General features: G+C 69.4%; 16 protein-coding genes and 1 riboswitch. Of the genes, 6 read left to right on the top strand and 10 right to left on the bottom strand.

From position 1 onward, the window contains the following. Positions 1-6: 6 nt before the first annotated feature. On the bottom strand, positions 7-576 hold the full coding sequence (locus EPO51_RS09555) for a VOC family protein (RefSeq protein WP_293349258.1): 570 nt from the start codon (positions 574-576) through the stop codon (positions 7-9). 629 nt (positions 577-1,205) lie between these two features. Between EPO51_RS09555 and EPO51_RS09550 the strand changes: the two genes are divergently transcribed. The 6 genes from EPO51_RS09550 to EPO51_RS09525 all read left to right on the top strand — a co-directional run bounded on the left by EPO51_RS09550 (position 1,206) and on the right by EPO51_RS09525 (position 8,178). Beyond that, on the top strand, positions 1,206-1,922 hold the full coding sequence (locus EPO51_RS09550; protein WP_293349256.1) for an Npun_F0296 family exosortase-dependent surface protein: 717 nt from the start codon (positions 1,206-1,208) through the stop codon (positions 1,920-1,922). Between the two features lie 726 nt (positions 1,923-2,648). Beyond that, a riboswitch (glycine riboswitch) is annotated at positions 2,649-2,740 on the top strand. A 161-nt stretch (positions 2,741-2,901) separates the two neighbouring features. Continuing rightward, positions 2,902-4,047 (top strand): glycine cleavage system aminomethyltransferase GcvT, encoded by a 1,146-nt coding sequence (gene gcvT, locus EPO51_RS09545; RefSeq protein WP_293349254.1) that lies wholly within the window; start codon positions 2,902-2,904, stop codon positions 4,045-4,047. 94 nt (positions 4,048-4,141) lie between these two features. Then, positions 4,142-4,507: a glycine cleavage system protein GcvH gene (gene gcvH / locus EPO51_RS09540; protein WP_293349252.1), complete on the top strand. Its 366-nt coding sequence runs from the start codon at positions 4,142-4,144 to the stop codon at positions 4,505-4,507. A 163-nt stretch (positions 4,508-4,670) separates the two neighbouring features. After that, the gene (gene gcvPA, locus EPO51_RS09535) at positions 4,671-6,011 is read left to right on the top strand and encodes an aminomethyl-transferring glycine dehydrogenase subunit GcvPA (RefSeq protein WP_293349250.1); all 1,341 of its coding nucleotides are present in this window, start codon (positions 4,671-4,673) and stop codon (positions 6,009-6,011) included. After that, positions 6,011-7,567 carry an aminomethyl-transferring glycine dehydrogenase subunit GcvPB gene (gene gcvPB / locus EPO51_RS09530; RefSeq protein ID WP_293349248.1) on the top strand — a complete coding sequence of 519 codons (1,557 nt, stop codon included), beginning with the start codon at positions 6,011-6,013 and terminating at the stop codon, positions 7,565-7,567. The genes gcvPA and gcvPB overlap by 1 nt, the downstream gene beginning before the upstream one ends. 215 nt (positions 7,568-7,782) lie before the next feature. Beyond that, the gene (locus EPO51_RS09525) at positions 7,783-8,178 is read left to right on the top strand and encodes a PGPGW domain-containing protein (RefSeq protein ID WP_293349246.1); all 396 of its coding nucleotides are present in this window, start codon (positions 7,783-7,785) and stop codon (positions 8,176-8,178) included. Between the two features lie 334 nt (positions 8,179-8,512). On the opposite strand, the gene EPO51_RS09520 is transcribed toward EPO51_RS09525, so the two are convergent. The 9 genes from EPO51_RS09520 to EPO51_RS09480 form a co-directional block, all read right to left on the bottom strand. Then, positions 8,513-9,004, bottom strand: coding sequence for a F0F1 ATP synthase subunit B family protein (locus EPO51_RS09520; protein WP_293349244.1), 492 nt, complete (start codon positions 9,002-9,004; stop codon positions 8,513-8,515). A gap of 3 nt (positions 9,005-9,007) precedes the next feature. After that, positions 9,008-9,604, bottom strand: a complete 597-nt coding sequence (locus tag EPO51_RS09515; RefSeq protein WP_293349242.1) for a F0F1 ATP synthase subunit B family protein — start codon at positions 9,602-9,604, stop codon at positions 9,008-9,010. Between the two features lie 22 nt (positions 9,605-9,626). Then, positions 9,627-9,851 carry a F0F1 ATP synthase subunit C gene (locus tag EPO51_RS09510; RefSeq protein ID WP_293349240.1) on the bottom strand — a complete coding sequence of 75 codons (225 nt, stop codon included), beginning with the start codon at positions 9,849-9,851 and terminating at the stop codon, positions 9,627-9,629. Between the two features lie 32 nt (positions 9,852-9,883). Further along, positions 9,884-10,711, bottom strand: a complete 828-nt coding sequence (locus tag EPO51_RS09505) for a F0F1 ATP synthase subunit A (RefSeq protein WP_293349238.1) — start codon at positions 10,709-10,711, stop codon at positions 9,884-9,886. 9 nt (positions 10,712-10,720) lie between these two features. Continuing rightward, a complete protein-coding gene (locus EPO51_RS09500; protein ID WP_293349236.1) occupies positions 10,721-11,065 on the bottom strand; it encodes an AtpZ/AtpI family protein in 345 nt (114 codons plus the stop codon). A 169-nt stretch (positions 11,066-11,234) separates the two neighbouring features. Then, on the bottom strand, positions 11,235-14,678 hold the full coding sequence (locus EPO51_RS09495; protein WP_293349234.1) for an AAA family ATPase: 3,444 nt from the start codon (positions 14,676-14,678) through the stop codon (positions 11,235-11,237). A 5-nt stretch (positions 14,679-14,683) separates the two neighbouring features. After that, positions 14,684-15,319, bottom strand: a complete 636-nt coding sequence (locus EPO51_RS09490) for a DsbA family protein (RefSeq protein WP_293349232.1) — start codon at positions 15,317-15,319, stop codon at positions 14,684-14,686. Between the two features lie 2 nt (positions 15,320-15,321). Next, positions 15,322-15,942: a DsbA family protein gene (locus EPO51_RS09485; RefSeq protein ID WP_293349230.1), complete on the bottom strand. Its 621-nt coding sequence runs from the start codon at positions 15,940-15,942 to the stop codon at positions 15,322-15,324. A 116-nt stretch (positions 15,943-16,058) separates the two neighbouring features. Then, the gene (locus EPO51_RS09480; RefSeq protein ID WP_293349227.1) at positions 16,059-16,598 is read right to left on the bottom strand and encodes a DUF721 domain-containing protein; all 540 of its coding nucleotides are present in this window, start codon (positions 16,596-16,598) and stop codon (positions 16,059-16,061) included. Positions 16,599-16,603: the final 5 nt, after the last annotated feature.

Below are 16,603 nucleotides of genomic sequence, written 5' to 3'. Positions count from 1 at the left end.
CCCACCTCAGGTCATGCCGTGCTCGACCGGGATCTCCGACATCGGCCCCTCGGGCCGCCGCGCCAGCACCTCCACGTCGACCCCGCGCTCGTACTGCTCCAGCAGCAGCTCGGGGTCATAGACCACGCCGATCGGATTGGCGGCGAACGTCTCGCTGGCCATGAAGGCGTTCGCCTCCGCGACCGTGCCGCAGTCGACCTGGAACTCCATCCGGTTGCCGTCCGGGTCCCGGTAGTACAGCGACAGCGTGGTCCCGTGATGCACCGGCCAGTAGGGCATGATCCCCACGGCCTTGAGTCGGGCGTAGGTCTTCATCAGGTCGCCCGCGTCCGCATAGGTATAGGCCACGTGGTTGACCCCGATGTCCCCGCGCTCGCCCGGCCGCTCGGCCTCGGGCTTCAGGACCGAGAGGTTCGCGAAGGCGAAGCGATGATGCTCGTCGTCGTAGGTCATGAACGCCAGCGCCGGGTTCTGGTGGACGACCTGCGCCTCGAAGACCAGCTGATACCACCGGATCATCTCGTCGAAGCGACGCGTCTGATAGACGACGTGCGCGAACTTGATTGGCTTGACCATCCCGACCCCCGGTTTGCCGGAAGACTATGTCCACTCTCGCGGACCCTGGCTAGCGTAACGGCGTTCGACGTCACCTGGACATGCTCCTCTCCCAGGCGCGCCAGCGCCGTGGGAGAGGCCGGGTGAGGGCGGCGCTGAACGGGATCCCGCCACTCCCCTTGGATCACGGCCCCACCCGACCCACGCCAACGCGACCGGAAGCCAGGACCTACGGCTCCAATCCCGGCGCGACTCTCACCGCCGAGCCGCCCCCGCCCAACACGCCGAGGTGGGCGGATGGCCGAACGTAGAGGCTCATAAGGACCACAGTCCCCCCAGGCGCTCGCGGCGCCCAAAGACGACCAGAGTTGCTAATAATAACCGCACGCAGACGGTCAAATATTTCGTAGTCGAGCGACCCTGCAAAACAACCAGGACGACGTTACAACCTTTTACATTTCACCGCGACCATTCACCTTCATCATCATTGACGATTTCTGACCATGAAGGAATAACGCCCCACTGGGATCGGACTCGATCTGGGTTCGATTAATACGGGGTGCGATATGAAGACTTACATTGCCGTCTTGGCGACAGCGCCTCTGAGATCCTTGCGCTTGGCCCTGGGCTCAGCGGTCGTGGGGTTGGGGTTGGTTGCCAGCGCCACGTCGGCGAGCGCAGCCACATTCAACGTGACCTATGAAGCGCCGGGCGTCCTCAACTCCACGGCCACCTTCAGTTCGTCGGGCGTGGAGACGTTCGATAGCCGCCCGATCGCCGACGGCCAGTCCTTCAACACGGACTTCGGCACAGGCGGAGTCATAAGCGGGGCCTACACCGGCGTGGATATCCGCGCCGCCAACCAGTACGGCGGCGCCTCGGCGACCAACTTCGCCAGCATAGCGAGTTCGCAAGGCTACTCGCTGGCGCTGTCCACCACCGACCCCAGGGGGATCAACTACTTTGGCTTCTGGCTGTCCGCTCTGGACGGCGGAAACAACCTGGCGTTCTACAAGGCTGGCGTGCTCCAGTTCACCTTCAACGCCGGTGATGTCACCACCCTGCTGGCCGGGAAGCCCGCCTATGCCGGAAATCCCAATGCACCGTTCGAAGGCGCCAACGCCAACCAGCCGTACGCCTTCCTCAACTTCTATGACACCGACGGCACCTTCGACCAGGTGGTGTTCTCCGAAGCGCCCCAGATCGGCGGCTATGAGTCCGACAACCATACCGTGGGCTTCTTCACCAGCCAGGGGGGCACCCCAATCGCCGTCCCGGAACCGACGAGCTGGGCGTTGATGCTGCTCGGGTTCGGCGGCCTCGGTAGCGTACTCCGCGCCCGCCGCCGTCTCCTCGTCGCCGCCTGAGTTCGTCCTCGCGGCCACGGTTGTCGGCAGCTCCCTGGCGCCCGACGCGCCAGGGATGCTGTCGGGACGGATGACGCCCCTAGCAGACCCAGGCGCATCCCCTCCTCTCCCCCCGAGCGCAGCGAAGAGTGGGGAGAGGGTAGGGAGAGGGGCGACGCAGGCCTTGCCGCTTGCACGACGGCCCAGCCAGGACCCATCGTCGGGCGTGTGCGCGACGACCCTCGACGCCTGCGGCGGTGAGCATCCGTCCATGGCCCTGGCTGAACCCGGAGCGGCGGCGGCCCCTCCTGCGCCGCCCCTCTCCCTACCCTCTCCCCTCTCGCTTCGCGGGGGGAGAGGAGACGGTGAGGCGCGCGTCCGCCAGGACGCACCCCACCCTGAAGGCCACGGTCAGCCCCTGCCAGCCTCTGGAGCTTGGTCAAGGATTGGGCGCCCCGCGCCGGCGCGCCCGCGCCGTCCTTGAGGAAGCGGAAGAGGCTGGCACGCTGCGGTGGGGCCGCTCAAATCCCACGAGATTTCGAGGAACGAGTCGCGAATGAGTCCCTCCCGACTGAGGGTGGTTGGATAAGGCCAAGGTCATTATGAGCCAGCCTTTGGCTTGACGGGACCATGGCCCGCCTCAGGTGTAGCCCGCCCCGCTTGACCAATCCTAACGCAGCGCGCGCCCCACAACGCGCTGCACCCAATCCCTCATTGACTCCCAGCCCCCCCTCAGACACCTAGGATCCAACTCTCGCGGGAGAGGCCGGGTCATTGCATCCGGCGCCGAAGGCGCAACCGCCCCGGAAACGCTCAGGCAAAAGGACCGCGACGGGCTGATGAACGCTGGAAAGTAGTCTCCAACCGGAGGCTCGCCGAAGGAGCAGGGGACCGCCGACATCCGGCGATCCGAAATCTCTCAGGCCCAAGGGACAGCGGGGGCGTGTGACGTCAGGGTTCCGTCCTGGCGCTCGCCGGATCGTCAGCCGAGGTCGCCCACTTGCCCGATACCCATGAAGATCACCCGCCGCTGAAGACCACGCCGCTAACCGAGGCGCACGTGGCGCTGGGCGCCCGCATGGTCCCGTTCGCCGGCTACTCCATGCCCGTCCAGTACCCGGACGGCGTCATGAAGGAGCACCTCTGGACCCGCGAGCACGCCGGCCTGTTCGACGTCAGCCACATGGGCCAGGCGCGCCTTACCGGCGTCTCGCCCCTCTCGGCCTTCGAGGAGGTGGTCCCCGGCGACTACATCGGCCTGAAGCCCGGCAAGCAGAAGTATTCGGTCCTGCTCAACAGGACGGGCGGGATCATCGACGACCTGATGGCCGGCCGCCCAACGTCTCCCGACGGAACTTGTGACGACGGCCTGTTCGTCGTCGTCAACGGCGCCTGCAAGGACAACGACTTCAAGGTCATCGACGACGAGCTGGCCGGCCAGGTCACCATCCACCGCCTGGAAGACCGCGCCCTAATGGCCATCCAGGGTCCCGAGGCGGCCGAGGTGGTCCAGGCCCACGTGCCCGCGACGGCCGACATGGTGTTCATGGACATCCGGTCCATGCCGGGCTTCGGCACGGACATCATCGTCTCCCGCTCCGGCTACACCGGCGAGGACGGCTACGAGATCTCGGTCCCGGCCGGCGAGGCGGTCCGCGTCTGGAACCTCCTCCTGGAAGACGAACGCGTGAAGCCCATCGGCCTGGGCGCCCGCGACAGCCTGCGCCTGGAGGCCGGCCTGCCGCTCTACGGCCACGACCTGGACGAGACCGTCAGCCCCGTGGAAGCCGGCCTGACCTTCGCCATCAACAAGAACCGCCGCGAACAGCGCGACTTCCCGGGCGCCGCCCGGATCGTCAAGGAGCTGGCCGACGGAACGGCCCGCGCCAAGGTCTGCCTCAAGGTGCTGGAAGGCGCCCCGGCCCGCGAGGGCGCGGAGGTCGCCGACGCCAATGGCGTGGTGGTCGGCGTCGTCACCTCCGGCGGCTATTCCCCGATCCTGAAGGGCGGCATCGCGCTGGCCTTCGTGCCCCCCGAGCTGAAGGCCGTCGGCACGCAGCTCAAGGTCATCGTCCGCGGCAAGGCCCAGCCCGCCGAAGTCGTCGCCAGCCCCTTCGTCCCCCACCGCTACGTGCGGAAGGTCTAGGCGATGGCCACACCCCCCGCGCCACAGGCGCTCTCAATTAAACCGCAGATTTCGAGCGGCTCCGCCGCCCACAGCCTCGCCTAGGAGACCTCCAATGCGCTTCACCAAGGATCACGAGTGGGTCGTCCTCGAGGGCGACGTGGCCACCATCGGCATCACCGCCCACGCCGCCGAGCAGCTGGGCGACGTGGTGTTCGTCGAGACCCCCGAGGTCGGCAAGACCGTGAAGGCCGGCGACGCCTTCGCCGTGGTCGAGAGCGTCAAGGCGGCCTCCGACGTCTACGCCCCGATCTCGGGCGAGGTGGTCGAAGGCAACACCATCCTGGGCGACGCCCCGGAGACCGTGAACGCCGACCCGGAAAACGGCGGCTGGTTCGCCAAGGTCAAGGTCTCCGACCCGTCCCAGTACGACGCCCTCATGGACCGCCCCGCCTACGAAGCCTTCCTCGAAACCCAGTAACGGCGCGCAGCGCCAATAAGAATGTCCACGAACCACACGAACCACACGAACGCGTCGTTCCTCGCGGGGCCGTGCCGCTCGCGAAGCCTGTTCGTGTCGTTCGTGTGGTTCGTGGACAAACAAAACTGCGCCTGCGGCGCGCACCACCTCCCGGAATGATCTCATGAGATACCTCCCCCTCACCCCCGACGACCGCGCCGAGATGCTGGGCGTGATCGGCGCCCCGGACATCGACGCCCTGTTCGCCGACGTCCCGGCCGCCGCGCGCAAGGCCGACCTGTTCGACCTGCCCCTGCACGCGGGCGAACTCGAGGTGGAGCGGGAGCTGGCGCAGCTCTCGGCCATGAGCCGCCCGGCCGGCGCGGGGCCGTTCTTCTGCGGGGCCGGCGCCTACAAGCACCATGTGCCGGCCACCGTCGATCACGTGATCCAGCGCTCGGAATTCCTGACCAGCTACACGCCCTACCAGCCCGAGATCGCCCAGGGCACGCTGCAGGTGCTGTTCGAGTTCCAGACCCAGGTCGCCGCGCTCACCGGCCTCGATGTGGCCAACGCCTCGATGTACGACGGCTCCACGGCTTGCGCCGAAGCCGTGATGATGGCCCAGCGCGTGACCCGCCGCGAGAAGGCGATCCTCTCCGGCGGCCTGCACCCGCACTACGCCGCCACCACCCAGACCATCGCCCACGCCGAGGGCATGGAGATCGTGCGCCAGAAGGCCGCCATCGACGCCGAGGCCGCGGTGATCGACGCCATCGACGCCGAGACCGCCTGCGTCGTCGTCCAGACCCCCAACGTGTTCGGCGTGGTCACCGACGTGACCAGGATCGCCGAGGCCGCCCACGCCGCCGGCGCCCTGCTGATCGTCGTGACCACCGAGGCGGTGTCCTTCGGCCTCCTGAAGTCGCCCGGCGAGATGGGCGCCGACATCGCGGTGGCCGAGGGCCAGTCGATCGGCAACGCCCTGAACTACGGCGGCCCCTACGTCGGCCTGTTCGCCGTACGCGAGAAGCTGGTGCGGAACATGCCCGGCCGCCTCTGCGGCGAGACCGTCGACGCCGAGGGGCGGCGCGGCTATGTGCTCACGCTCTCGACCCGCGAGCAGCACATCCGCCGCGAGAAGGCGACGTCGAACATCTGCACCAACTCGGGCCTCTGCGCGCTGGCCTTCACCATCCACATGACGCTGCTGGGCGGCACGGGTCTGCAACAGCTCGCCCGGATCAACCACGCCAGGGCCCGCGAGCTGAAGGCCGCCGTCGAAGCCGCCGGCCTCGAGGTGCTGACGCCGCGGTTCTTCAACGAGATCGCCGTGCGCGTGAAGGGCTCGGCCGCCCAGCTCGTGGACGACCTGTTGGCCGACGGCATCGTCGCCGGCGTCCCCTACTCCCGCCTAGACCCGCACGCCGGCTTAGGTGACGTCCTGCTGCTCTGCGCCACCGAGACCACCACCAGCGAAGACATTGCTGCGCTCAAGAGCGCGCTGACCCGGAAGGCCGCCTGATGACCATGCAGAACATCGGACGCCCCACCCGTCCCGAAGGCGACGCCGCCTCCGAGGGCTTCGCCTCGCTCACCGGCGGCCGCGGCCTGCTCCAGGACGAGCCGCTGATCTTCGAACTGGGCGGCTGGACCAAGACCGGCGTCGACCTGCCCGCGGCCTCCGAGGACGCCTCGGACCTGGCCGGCCTGACCCGCGCCTCGCTCGACCTGCCCGGCCTCTCCGAGCCTGAGGCCATGCGCCACTACGTGCGCCTCAGCCAGAAGAACCATGCCATCGACCTGGCGCTCTACCCCCTCGGCTCGTGCACCATGAAGCACAACCCGCGCCTCAACGAGAAGGCCGCCCGCATGGCCGGCTTCGCCGATCTGCACCCCCTGGCCCCCGTCGCCACCGCCCAGGGCGCGCTGGAGCTCATGGACCGCCTGGCCCACTGGCTGAAGACCCTGACCGGCATGCCCGCCGTCGCGCTCACGCCCAAGGCCGGCGCCCACGGCGAGCTCTGCGGCCTGCTCTGCATCAGGGCCGCCCACGAGGCCGCCGGTCAGGGCCACCGCCGCACCGTCCTGGTCCCCACCTCCGCCCACGGCACCAACCCCGCCACCGCCGCCTTCGTCGGCTACTCGGTCCAGGAGATCGCCCAGACCGACGACGGCCGCGTCGATCTCGCCGACCTGGAGTCCAAACTTGGACCAGATGTCGCGGCCATCATGGTGACCAACCCCAATACATGCGGGCTGTTCGAACGCGAGGTCATCGAGATCGGTCGCCTGACCCACGCCGCCGGCGCCTACTTCTACTGTGACGGCGCGAATTTCAACGCGATCGTCGGCCGCGTGCGACCCGGAGACCTCGGGGTCGACGCCATGCACATCAACCTGCACAAGACCTTCTCCACCCCGCACGGCGGCGGCGGCCCCGGCGCGGGCCCCGTGGTCCTCTCCGAGGCCCTCGCCCCCTTCGCCCCCGCCCCCTGGGTGGTCAGCGGCCCCGACGGCCTGCACCTCGTCGAGGAAGCCGTGGACGAGGCCGCCCGCGCCTTCGGCCGCATGAGCGCCTTCCAGGGCCAGATGGGCATGTTCGTCCGCGCCTACGCCTACATGCGCAGCCATGGCGCCGACGGCCTCCGCCAGGTGGCCGAAGACGCCGTTCTCAACGCAAACTACATCAAGGCCCGGCTGTCGGACGTCATGACGCCCGCGTTCCCCGACGGGCCGTGCATGCACGAGGCGCTGTTCGACGATGCCTGGTTGGAGGGAACGGGGATCACCACCCTCGATTTCGCCAAGGCGATGATCGACGAGGGCTTCCATCCGATGACCATGTACTTCCCGCTGGTGGTGCATGGCGCGATGCTGATCGAGCCCACGGAAACCGAGTCCAGGCGCGAGTTGGACCGATTCTGCGACGCTCTGCGCGCTTTGGCCGCAACGGCCAAGCTTGGGGACTTGGAGCGCTTCAAGGGCGCCCCGCACTTGGCTCCGCTGCGCCGATTGGACGAGACCCTGGCCGCCCGGAAGCCGAAACTCACATGGAAGCCGGAAGCCGAACTCGCCTAAGAGGCGAAGAATGCACGGAATCTTGTTACCGCGTGTGACGGTTCTGCAAGGGACTGTGGCTCCGGCGCCATGGGCAGGGGAATAGCCGCGCCTTAGCAAAATTTAACGGCACGGCGTCTTTACGATTCCCCGCTACGTACGCATATGAAGGTTGTGACGGCGGGACCTCCCCGCTCCGCCGCTCGCTCCCCAGGACTGATCACGTGTCTTTCGCCATGCCCTCTTTGCGCGTCTACCGCGCCACGGACGATCTCGCGCGCGAGATTGCCGGCCGCCTCAAGCGGTTCGGGCTGGTGCTGCTTGGCTTCGCGATCATCGTCTTCGGCGTCGCCATCGCACCCCTGCCGGGTCCCGGCGGGATTCCGGTGATCGTGGTCGGGCTGATGGTCGTCCTGCGGAACTCGTTCAAGGCGCGTCGCCAGTTCGTGCGGCTGCACCGGGCGCACCCGCGGATGCTGTACCCGATCCGACGCCTGCTGCGGCGAGAGCCGGAGTTCATGGCGCTGTTCTACCACCAGACGCTGCGGGTCGAACGGATCCTGCTGCCCAAGCGCATCCGCTTCATCAAGCCGCTCCGCCGCAGATTCCGGCGCTCGGCCGTCGCGGCCTAAGCCACTTCGCTCATTCCGCGCATGCGGGGACCCAGACTTGCTTCCTCATGGGGCGGGCCCTCGCGCGCTCCGTGGCTCAGCCGCGCCGAAGGCGTGGCCGGGGCGTCCGCATGCGCGGGGATGAGGGATCGTGTGGATGCGAAGCGGTGGGCGCCCACGAACCCCACAATGCTCACGGACAATCCGTAAAATCGGCGCGTCTCCCCAGGTGGAGCGCCGCGGACTGTTCATGTGATTGTGGGGTTCGTGGACAGGTCACGGACGCGCGGCGTTCCCCAACGCCAGGCGTCCGGCCACGGGCCGCGCGACATGCGCGCGGACCCGATCTCGTCAGCTATTGCAGCTTCCCCGCCAGCTGGCCGATCGCCTTGTCGATCAGCGGGTCGGATTTTGCGCCGGCGAGGCGCTGGACCAGCACCTGCTCGGCCATCTGCGCGGCCAGCTCTGCGGCGGCGGCGCGGACTTCGGCCTCGGCCTGAGCCTCAGCCTGGGCGATCTTGCGCTCGGCCATCTGGCCGCGGCGCTCGAGTTGTTCGGCCAGCTTCACCTGGGCCTCGGCCTGGAGGCGGGTCGCCTCGTCCTTGGCGTTGGCCAGGATCTCGGCCGCCAGCTTTTCAGAGGCGGCCTTCTGGGCGTTGACCTGGGCCAGCAGGGCCTGGGCCTCGCTGCGAAGCGCGTTGGCCTCGTCGAGCTGGGCCTGGACCTTGGCGCCGGCGTCGCCCAGGGCCTTCCAGGCGAACTTGTGGACCCCGGCCATGACCAGGATGCCCATCAGGACGACGAAAGCGACGCCGACCCAGAAGTGGCCGTCGAGCAGCAGTTCCATCGATTATCCCTTCGCCGCGGCGAGTTCGGCCGCGGTCGCCGATTTGCCGGTCAGCTTCTGGACGATCGCCCCAGCCGTATCGGCGGCGATGCCGGCGACATTGGTCATGGCGGCTTCGCGGGCCTTGGCGATGCGGGCTTCAGCCTGCGCGCCGGTGGCGGCCAGCTTTGCCTCCTCCTCGGCGAGGCGGGCGGCGATTTCGGCCTGGGCCTTGGCCCGGGCTTCGGCGCCGACCTTCTGCGCCGCGGCGCGCGCTTGCGCGGCCTCGGCGGCCGCGACCTGCGCCTGAGCGTCGGCCTCGTCCTTCATCCGGCGGGCGTCGGCGATGTCGCCGGCGATCTTGCCCTCACGCGCATCGATGGTCCCACCCACCTTCGGCACCGCGAACAGGCGCATGAACGCCAGCACGAGGAAGAAGATGATGAGGAACCAGGCGATCTGGCCCGGCCACCACGAGAAGTCGAACTGCGGCAGGCCGCCTTCGGCGTGCTCGCCTGCGGCGGCTGCACCTTCGTGCGCGCCGACGGCGGCGGCCTCATGGCCCGGCTCGGCGGGCATGGGGCCCGCGGCGGCCGTATGGTCTTCAGTCTGCATCGCCATGGGGAGCGCCTGAGCGTCCTCTTTAGCCGAACAGGATGATCAGCGAGACGACGAAGGAGAACAGACCCATGGTTTCCGTCAGCGCCATGCCGAGGAACAGCATGGTCTGCTGGCTGGCGGCGGCCGAGGGGTTGCGGATCGCGGCTTGCAGGTAGTTGCCGAACAGGCTGCCCAGGCCGATACCGGCCCCGATCATGCCCGAGGTGGCGAGGCCAGCGCCGATAAGCTTCGCGGCTTCAGCTTCCATTTGAGTAGTCCTCTTGAGGTAGAATTGTTGGGTTAGTGGCCGTGACCGAAGTTCACGACCTCGTTGAGGTAGACGGTGGCCAGCGCGGTGAACACGAAGGCCTGGAGAACCGCGACCACCAGCTCGAGGCCGGTGAGACCGACGATCATCGCAAACGAGAGCGCGCTGGGAATGATGGCCAGCGAGGCAAGGCCGCCCGAGAGCGCCACGAGGCCCAGCGCCACCACGAAGGAGCCGAACAGGCTCATCACCACGTGGCCGCCCAGCATGTTGCCGAACAGACGCATAGCCAGGGTCACCGGCCGCACGAAGTAGGAGATCATCTCGATCGGCACCATGAAGATCAGCAGCGGCAGCGGCATGCCGCTGGGTGCGAACAGGCCGAGGAACTTCGGGCCGTGCTTGATGAAGCCGAGGAAGAAGACGCTGAAGAAGGTCAGCACCGCCAGCGTCGCGGTCACCGCGAGCTGCGAGGTCACCGTAAAGGTCAGGCTGAGGCCGCCCAGGTTGCCGATGGCGAACACCACGCCCATCAGGTTCAGGACCAAGATGACCATGAACAGCGTGAACAGGTACGGGATGTAGGGCTTGCCGCCCGGGCCGATGATCGGCGTCACCAGAACCTTGTCGACGATATTATACAGGCCCTCGGCCGTCGCCTGCGCGCGGTTCGGCACGATCTGCCCCTTGGCGGTCAGGGCAAAGAACAGCACGAGGATCACGGCGCCGGCGATCATGCTGGCCACCGAATTGGTGATCGACATGTCCACGGTCAGGCCGCCCAGTTGGAAAACCGGACCGTCCCAGATCTTGTGGATCAGGAACTGGTGCATCGGTTCGATGGCAGGTTGTTCCGCCATTAGCGTCCTCTAGCCCTCATCCTCATCGGGAACGCTGGGCAGGGGCCCGGCCTTCGCCGCTTCTTCGTTTGTGGTCTTCGCCGCGGATCGCACCGCGATGAAGATCGAAATTCCGGTGCCAGCCAGCAGCCCGAAGACCAATCCGAATGGCCCCGTGCCGGCAAACCGATCGAAAAGCCAGCCGAAGCCGGCCCCCATCAGCACCCCACCAACCACTTCACCGATGAAGCGGTAACCTTGCGCCATGGCCCGGTGCGAGACTCCGCTCACCCGCCGGTCCTGGGCCGCCTCCGCCGCTGCGAGCCGTTGGTCGAGGCTTGGCGCCTCGGCTTTCGGCTCGTCATCCGGGCGCATGCGTGGAATGGCCTTACGACCGCCACGTCGCCGCCACGGCGGGGGCTTCAGGTCGCGCGGAACCTATAGATGGGTGTGCAGTGCGTCAAGGCTGGTGAGCCAGCATTTAAGCGCCTGTTATTGCTGACAATTTTTCGCACCGCGACAGCTTGACCAGGTGGACGTTACGTCACTGGGCCGCCATCGCCTCGGCTTGCCGCAGATCGACGGACACCAGTTGCGACACGCCCCGCTCGGCCATGGTCACGCCGAACAGCCGATCCGTCCGGGCCATGGTCACCGGGTTGTGGGTGATGACGATGAAGCGGGTCTCGGTGCGGCGGCACATCTCGTCGACCATGTTGCAGAAGCGGTCGACGTTGGCGTCGTCCAGCGGCGCGTCCACCTCGTCCAGGACGCAGATCGGCGCCGGCTGGGCGAGGAAGACGGCGAAGATCAGGGCCGAGGCGGTCAGCGCCTGCTCGCCACCGCTCATCAGGCTCATGGTCGCCATCCGCTTGCCGGGCGGGCAGGCGTAGATCTCCAGGCCGGCCTCCAGCGGGTCGTCCGATTCGACCAGTCTCAGCTCGGCCTGACCGCCCTGGAAGAGCGCCGAGAACAGGGTCTTGAAGTGCTCGTTGATGGTGCCGAAGGCGGCCGTCAGGCGCTCGCGGCCCTCGTGGTTCAGCTCGTCGATCCCCTGGCGCAGGCGCGCGATGGCCCCGGTCAGGTCGGCGCGTTCGACGTTCATGGTCTCAAGGCGGGCGGCCAGCTCTCCCGCCTCTTCCTCCGCGCGCAGGTTCACCGGGCCGATGCCCTCGCGCTGGCGCTCCAGGTTGAAGAGGTGGGCCTCCATGCCGTCGGCGTCGGAGGGAATCGCCACCGCCTCGTCGGCCAGCTTCTTCGCCAGCTCGTCGGGCTCCATCTTCGCGGCCTCGCGGATGTTCTCGGAGACCTCCTTCAGCCGCTGGACGGCCGCCTCGGCGTGGGCCGAGAGGCTCGCCCGCACTTCGCGGGCTTCGGAGGCTGCGGCTTCGGACGCCCGCAGGCCGCGGTCGGCCTCGGCCCGCTCATGCTCGGCGGCGGCCAGCGCGTCCGAGGTCTTGGCGCGGCGGGCCTCGGCCGCGGCCAGCTCGTCCATCAGATCGGCCTTGCGGGTCTCCAGGGTCGACGGCGCATCCTGGGCGGCGACGAGCGCGGCGTGGGCCTTGGCCCGCGCCTCCTCCAGTTGCGCCACCCGCTTCGTCGCGGCGCCCGAGCGGCGGATCCAGTCGTCGTGCTCGCGGGTCAGGGTCTCCAGGCGCCGGGCCCGGCCATCCCGCTCGCGGATCTCCATCTCGTAGGCCGCGCGCGCCTGGGCGGCGGCCTCGCGGGCGGGACCCGCGGCGGCGCGGGCGGCGGCCAGGTGTTCGGCCAGATCACCGGCCTCGCCCTCGCCGCCCGCCTCGGCGGTGACGGTGGCGAGCTGGGCCTCGTGCTCGGCCATCTCGACCTCGAAGCGGCCGATCAGATCGTCCAGCGAGGCGGCGCGCGCTTCTTTCAGGGCGGCCTCACGGTCGAAGCGCTCCAGGGCGATTCGGGCCTGGGCCGTGCGCTGCTCCAGCGCCGGCGGCTCGCGCCGGGCGGTGCGAAGCGTCTCGTCGGCGGCGCGCACGCGGGCCATGGCGGCAGTGGCGGCCTCCCGCGCGGCCTTGGCCCGGGGCTCCAGCTTCTCGATCTCGGTCTCGACCTCGGCCAGCCGGGTCTTCTGTTCCAGCCGGACGGCCGCGGGTTTGGGCGCGTCGGCCCGCGCGGTGAAGCCGTCCCAGCGCCAGAGATCGCCCTCCCGCGAAACCAGCCGGCCGCCGGGCGGCAGCGCCTTCTGCAGGCGGTCGCCGTCGGCGCGGTCCACCAGGGCGACATAGGCGAGGCGAGCCGCGAGGACAGCCGGCACCTTCACCAGGGGCCCCAGCGGCGTCGCGCCGTCGGGCCACGTGGGAGCCGGCGCCTCGCGGCCGCCCCAGTAGGACGGGGCCGCGGGATCGAGCGACGCGTCGAGATCATCGCCGAACGCGGCGGCGAGCGCCTTCTCGTAGCCGCGGTCCGGGGAAACGGAATCCAGGGCCGGCGCGAAGCCGCCGCGCTTGGCCTGGGCGACCAGCCCCGCCAGGGCGCGGGCCTCCGCGGTCAGACGGCCGAGCTGTTCCTCCAGCTTGCGCGCCGCCTCCCGGGCGACGCCTTCGGCCTCGTTGGCCTTGGCGCGTTCGTCCTCGGCGGCGTCCAGGGCGGCGCGGGCGGCGGCCAGAGCGGCCTCGGCCTCGGCCAGGGCCGCTCGCGCGGCGGCGGCCTGCGGGTTGACGGCCGGCCCCAGGGCCTCGCGCTCGTGCCGGGCCTGGTCCAGCGCGCGGCGGGTGCGGGCGACGCGGGTCTGGGCTTCTTCGACTCGCGCGCGCGCCGCGCGGCGCTGGGCCTCCTGGGCGGCCAGTTCGCCGGCCAGGCGCTCGACTTCGGCGTCGGCGGCCGCGCGGGCGACCTCGGCGGCCTTTGCGGCGGCTTCCAGCTCGGGGCCCCGTTCCGGCGCGGCGGCGATCTGACCCTGCAGCGCCTCCAGGTCATCGGCCAGCCGCTTCAGGGCGACCTCGGCGTCCTCGGTGATGTGGGCCTCGCGGGCGCGGTCGGCGTCGATCCGCTCCAGGTCGCCGGTCAGGCGGGCGAGTTCGGCGGCGTGCGCCTCCTCCTCCCGTTCCAGCCGATCCTTGTCGATGGCCAGCTTGTGCAGGATGGCGGCGGCGATGGTCTCGGCCTCGCGCAGCGGCTTCAGCGCGGCCTCGGCCTGCGCCGCCCGCGTCGTGGCGGTCGCCGCGGCCCGGGCGGTCTCCTCGACGGCGCGGATCGCCGCCTGGGTCTCGTTCACCAGCCGCTCGGCGGCCGTCTTGGCCTCGGCCCACTTGGCGTAGAGCACGGCGCCCTGCAGCGCCCGGATCTCGGCCGAGAGGCGCTTGTATCGCTCGGCCTGCCGCGCCTCGCGCTTCAGCCGCCCGAGGTTGGCCTCCAGCTCCTGGGCCACGTCGTCCAGGCGGGTGAGATTGGCGTCGGCCGCCCGCAGCCGCAGCTCCGCCTCGTGCCGACGCGAATGCAGGCCGGAGACGCCGGCGGCCTCTTCCAGGATCAGTCGGCGGTTCTGCGGCTTGGCGGCGATCAGCTCGGAGATCTGGCCCTGGCGCACCAGCGCCGGCGAGTTCGAGCCCGTGGAGGCGTCCGCGAAGAGAAGCTGGACATCCCGGGCGCGCACCTCACGGCCGTTGATCTTGTAGGTGGACCCCGCGCCCTTATCGATCCGCCGGACCACCTCGATCACCGGGTGGTCGTTGAAGGCCGGCGGCGCGCGCCGCTCGGAATTGTCGATGGTGAGGGAGACTTCGGCGTGGTTGCGGCCCGGCCGGTTGGCGGCGCCGGCGAAGATCACGTCGTCCATCCCGCCGGCCCGCATGGCCTTGGCGGAATTGGCGCCCATCACCCACCGCAGCGCCTCGAGCAGATTCGACTTCCCGCAGCCGTTCGGCCCGACGATGCCCGTGAGTCCTGGCTCGATCCGGAACTCGGTCGGATCGACGAAGGACTTGAAGCCCGCGAGCCTGAGGCGCTGGAAGTGCACGGCCGTTAGCGCCTCCCCCCAGCGGGTTTGGCGGCCTTGGCGATGGCCGCGTCGAGGTCGGCCAGGGTCGGAACCTCGGCGTTGGGCAGCATCACCCCGTTGACGAAGAAGGTGGGCGTGCCGGTGACCTTGTCGGTCCCCGTGGCGTATTCCAGACGCTTCTGGAGATCCTCCTGTGCCTTCTCGTCAGTGATGCAGGCCTCGAACTGGGCCTCGGTCAGGCCGTGCTTCTTGGCGATCTCCAGGAAGATCGGCTTGATCTGGCCGCCCTGCCAGCGGGACTGGCTTTTGAACACCTCGTCGACGACCTGGAAGTAGTCCTTCCCGCCGTTGCAGCGCGCCAGCAGGAAGCCCGCCGCCGCCACCTGGGCCGGGGCGGTCAGCAGTTCGCGGATCGTGAAATGGACCCGGCCGGTGTCGATGTACTTGGCCTTGAAGGCCGGGAAGACGTCGGCGTGGAAGTGCGCGCAGTGCGGGCAGGTAAGCGACAGGTACTCGACCACCTGGATCGGCGCCTTGGGGCTGCCCAGGCTCATGTCGCCGGGGGCCGCCTTGTACTGGGCCCAGGCGGGCGCAGCCACGCCGGCCGCCGCGACGGCGGCGGCGGTCAGGACGGCGGCGCGGCGGGTCAGGGCGCCCATGGCTACTTGCCGGCCCCGGCGACCGCGGCTTCCAACTCGGCCATGCTGAGCTCGCCTTCCTTCAGCTTCTTGCCGTTGACGAAGAAGGTCGGGGTCGAGCTGATGTTGCGGTCCTTTTGCGCCTTCTCGACCCGGGCGTTCAGCGCCTTGGCCGCGGCTTCGTCCTGGACGCAGGCGTTGAACTGGGCCTCGGTCATGCCCGCCGACTGGGCCACCTTCAGCAGCGTGCCGCGCGCGTCGCCGGTCCGATACATCTCTTCCTGGCTATGGAAGAGGGCGTCGATGACGCTGAAATACTTGTCCTTGCCGGCGCAGCGGGCGACCAGCACGCCGGCGGCGGCCACGGCCTCCGGTGGCGTCAGGAACTCGTGGTACGTCCACTTCACCTTGCCGGTGTCGATGTACTTGGCCTTGAAGGCCGGGAAGACCTCGGTTGCGAAGCGGCCGCAGTGGCTGCAGGTGGTCGAGGCATATTCCTCGATCACCACCGGCGCGTCGGCCTTGCCCATGGTCATGGCCTCGTCGGTGGCCGCGCCACCCCCGGCCTTGTTGCAGCTGGCCAGCGTCAGGGCCGCTCCCGCGGCGGCGGCGACCATCAGGAGACGGCGGCTGAGGATCGACATCGAAAACCTTCCGGTAGTTCTGAACGAAGGATTAAAGCGCGATTCCCCCGCGCCCCAAGCAACCCCCGCGTGAGGGCGGCGGCGGCACATGCCGATGGGACCGCGGCGGATATGTGTCAACCTTGGCCGTTGCGCTTCAGCACGCCGCGGCCGAGCGCCAGCAGCGCGTCCTTCAGCTTGCCCTCCGGCGCGTCCGCAAGCCCCTGCGCCAGCCTCGCTTCCGCGGCCGCGTTCAGCGGCGCGGCGCGGCGGCGCGGCGGCGGTTCGGGCGCGCGATGCAGCGGCCCCTGCACGATCCGCAGCTTCTGCACGGCGTCCGGCCCCAGGAAGAGGTTCACGCGGGCCAGGATGTCGTGGGCCTGGTGCTGAATGATCGCGGCGGCGGGCCCCGCCACCCGAATCTCCAGCGAGGACGGCCCCCCGTTGCGGCCGCGCACCAGCTTCACCGGCTCGGTCCGCCGCGCGACCTCCGGGCCGACCACCTCGCGCCAGCGGGCGGTCAGCGCCCCGGAGCCCTGGCCATACTTGGCGTCCAGATCCTTCATGAGCCGGTTCAGCGCCCGGCCCGCCGGCGGCGCGGGCCGGAACGGCGGCCGCGTCCGCTTCCGCGCGAGGATCAGAAGCGCTTCCTCTTTGGTCGGGAGCTGGCGGGCCATGTCTC

It is taken from the genome of Phenylobacterium sp. (assembly GCF_004297125.1).
In the GTDB taxonomy this organism is placed as follows: Bacteria; Pseudomonadota; Alphaproteobacteria; order Caulobacterales; family Caulobacteraceae; genus Phenylobacterium.
Note: the sequence above shows the minus strand (reverse complement) of the source record. Positions and strands in the feature narration are given on the sequence as shown.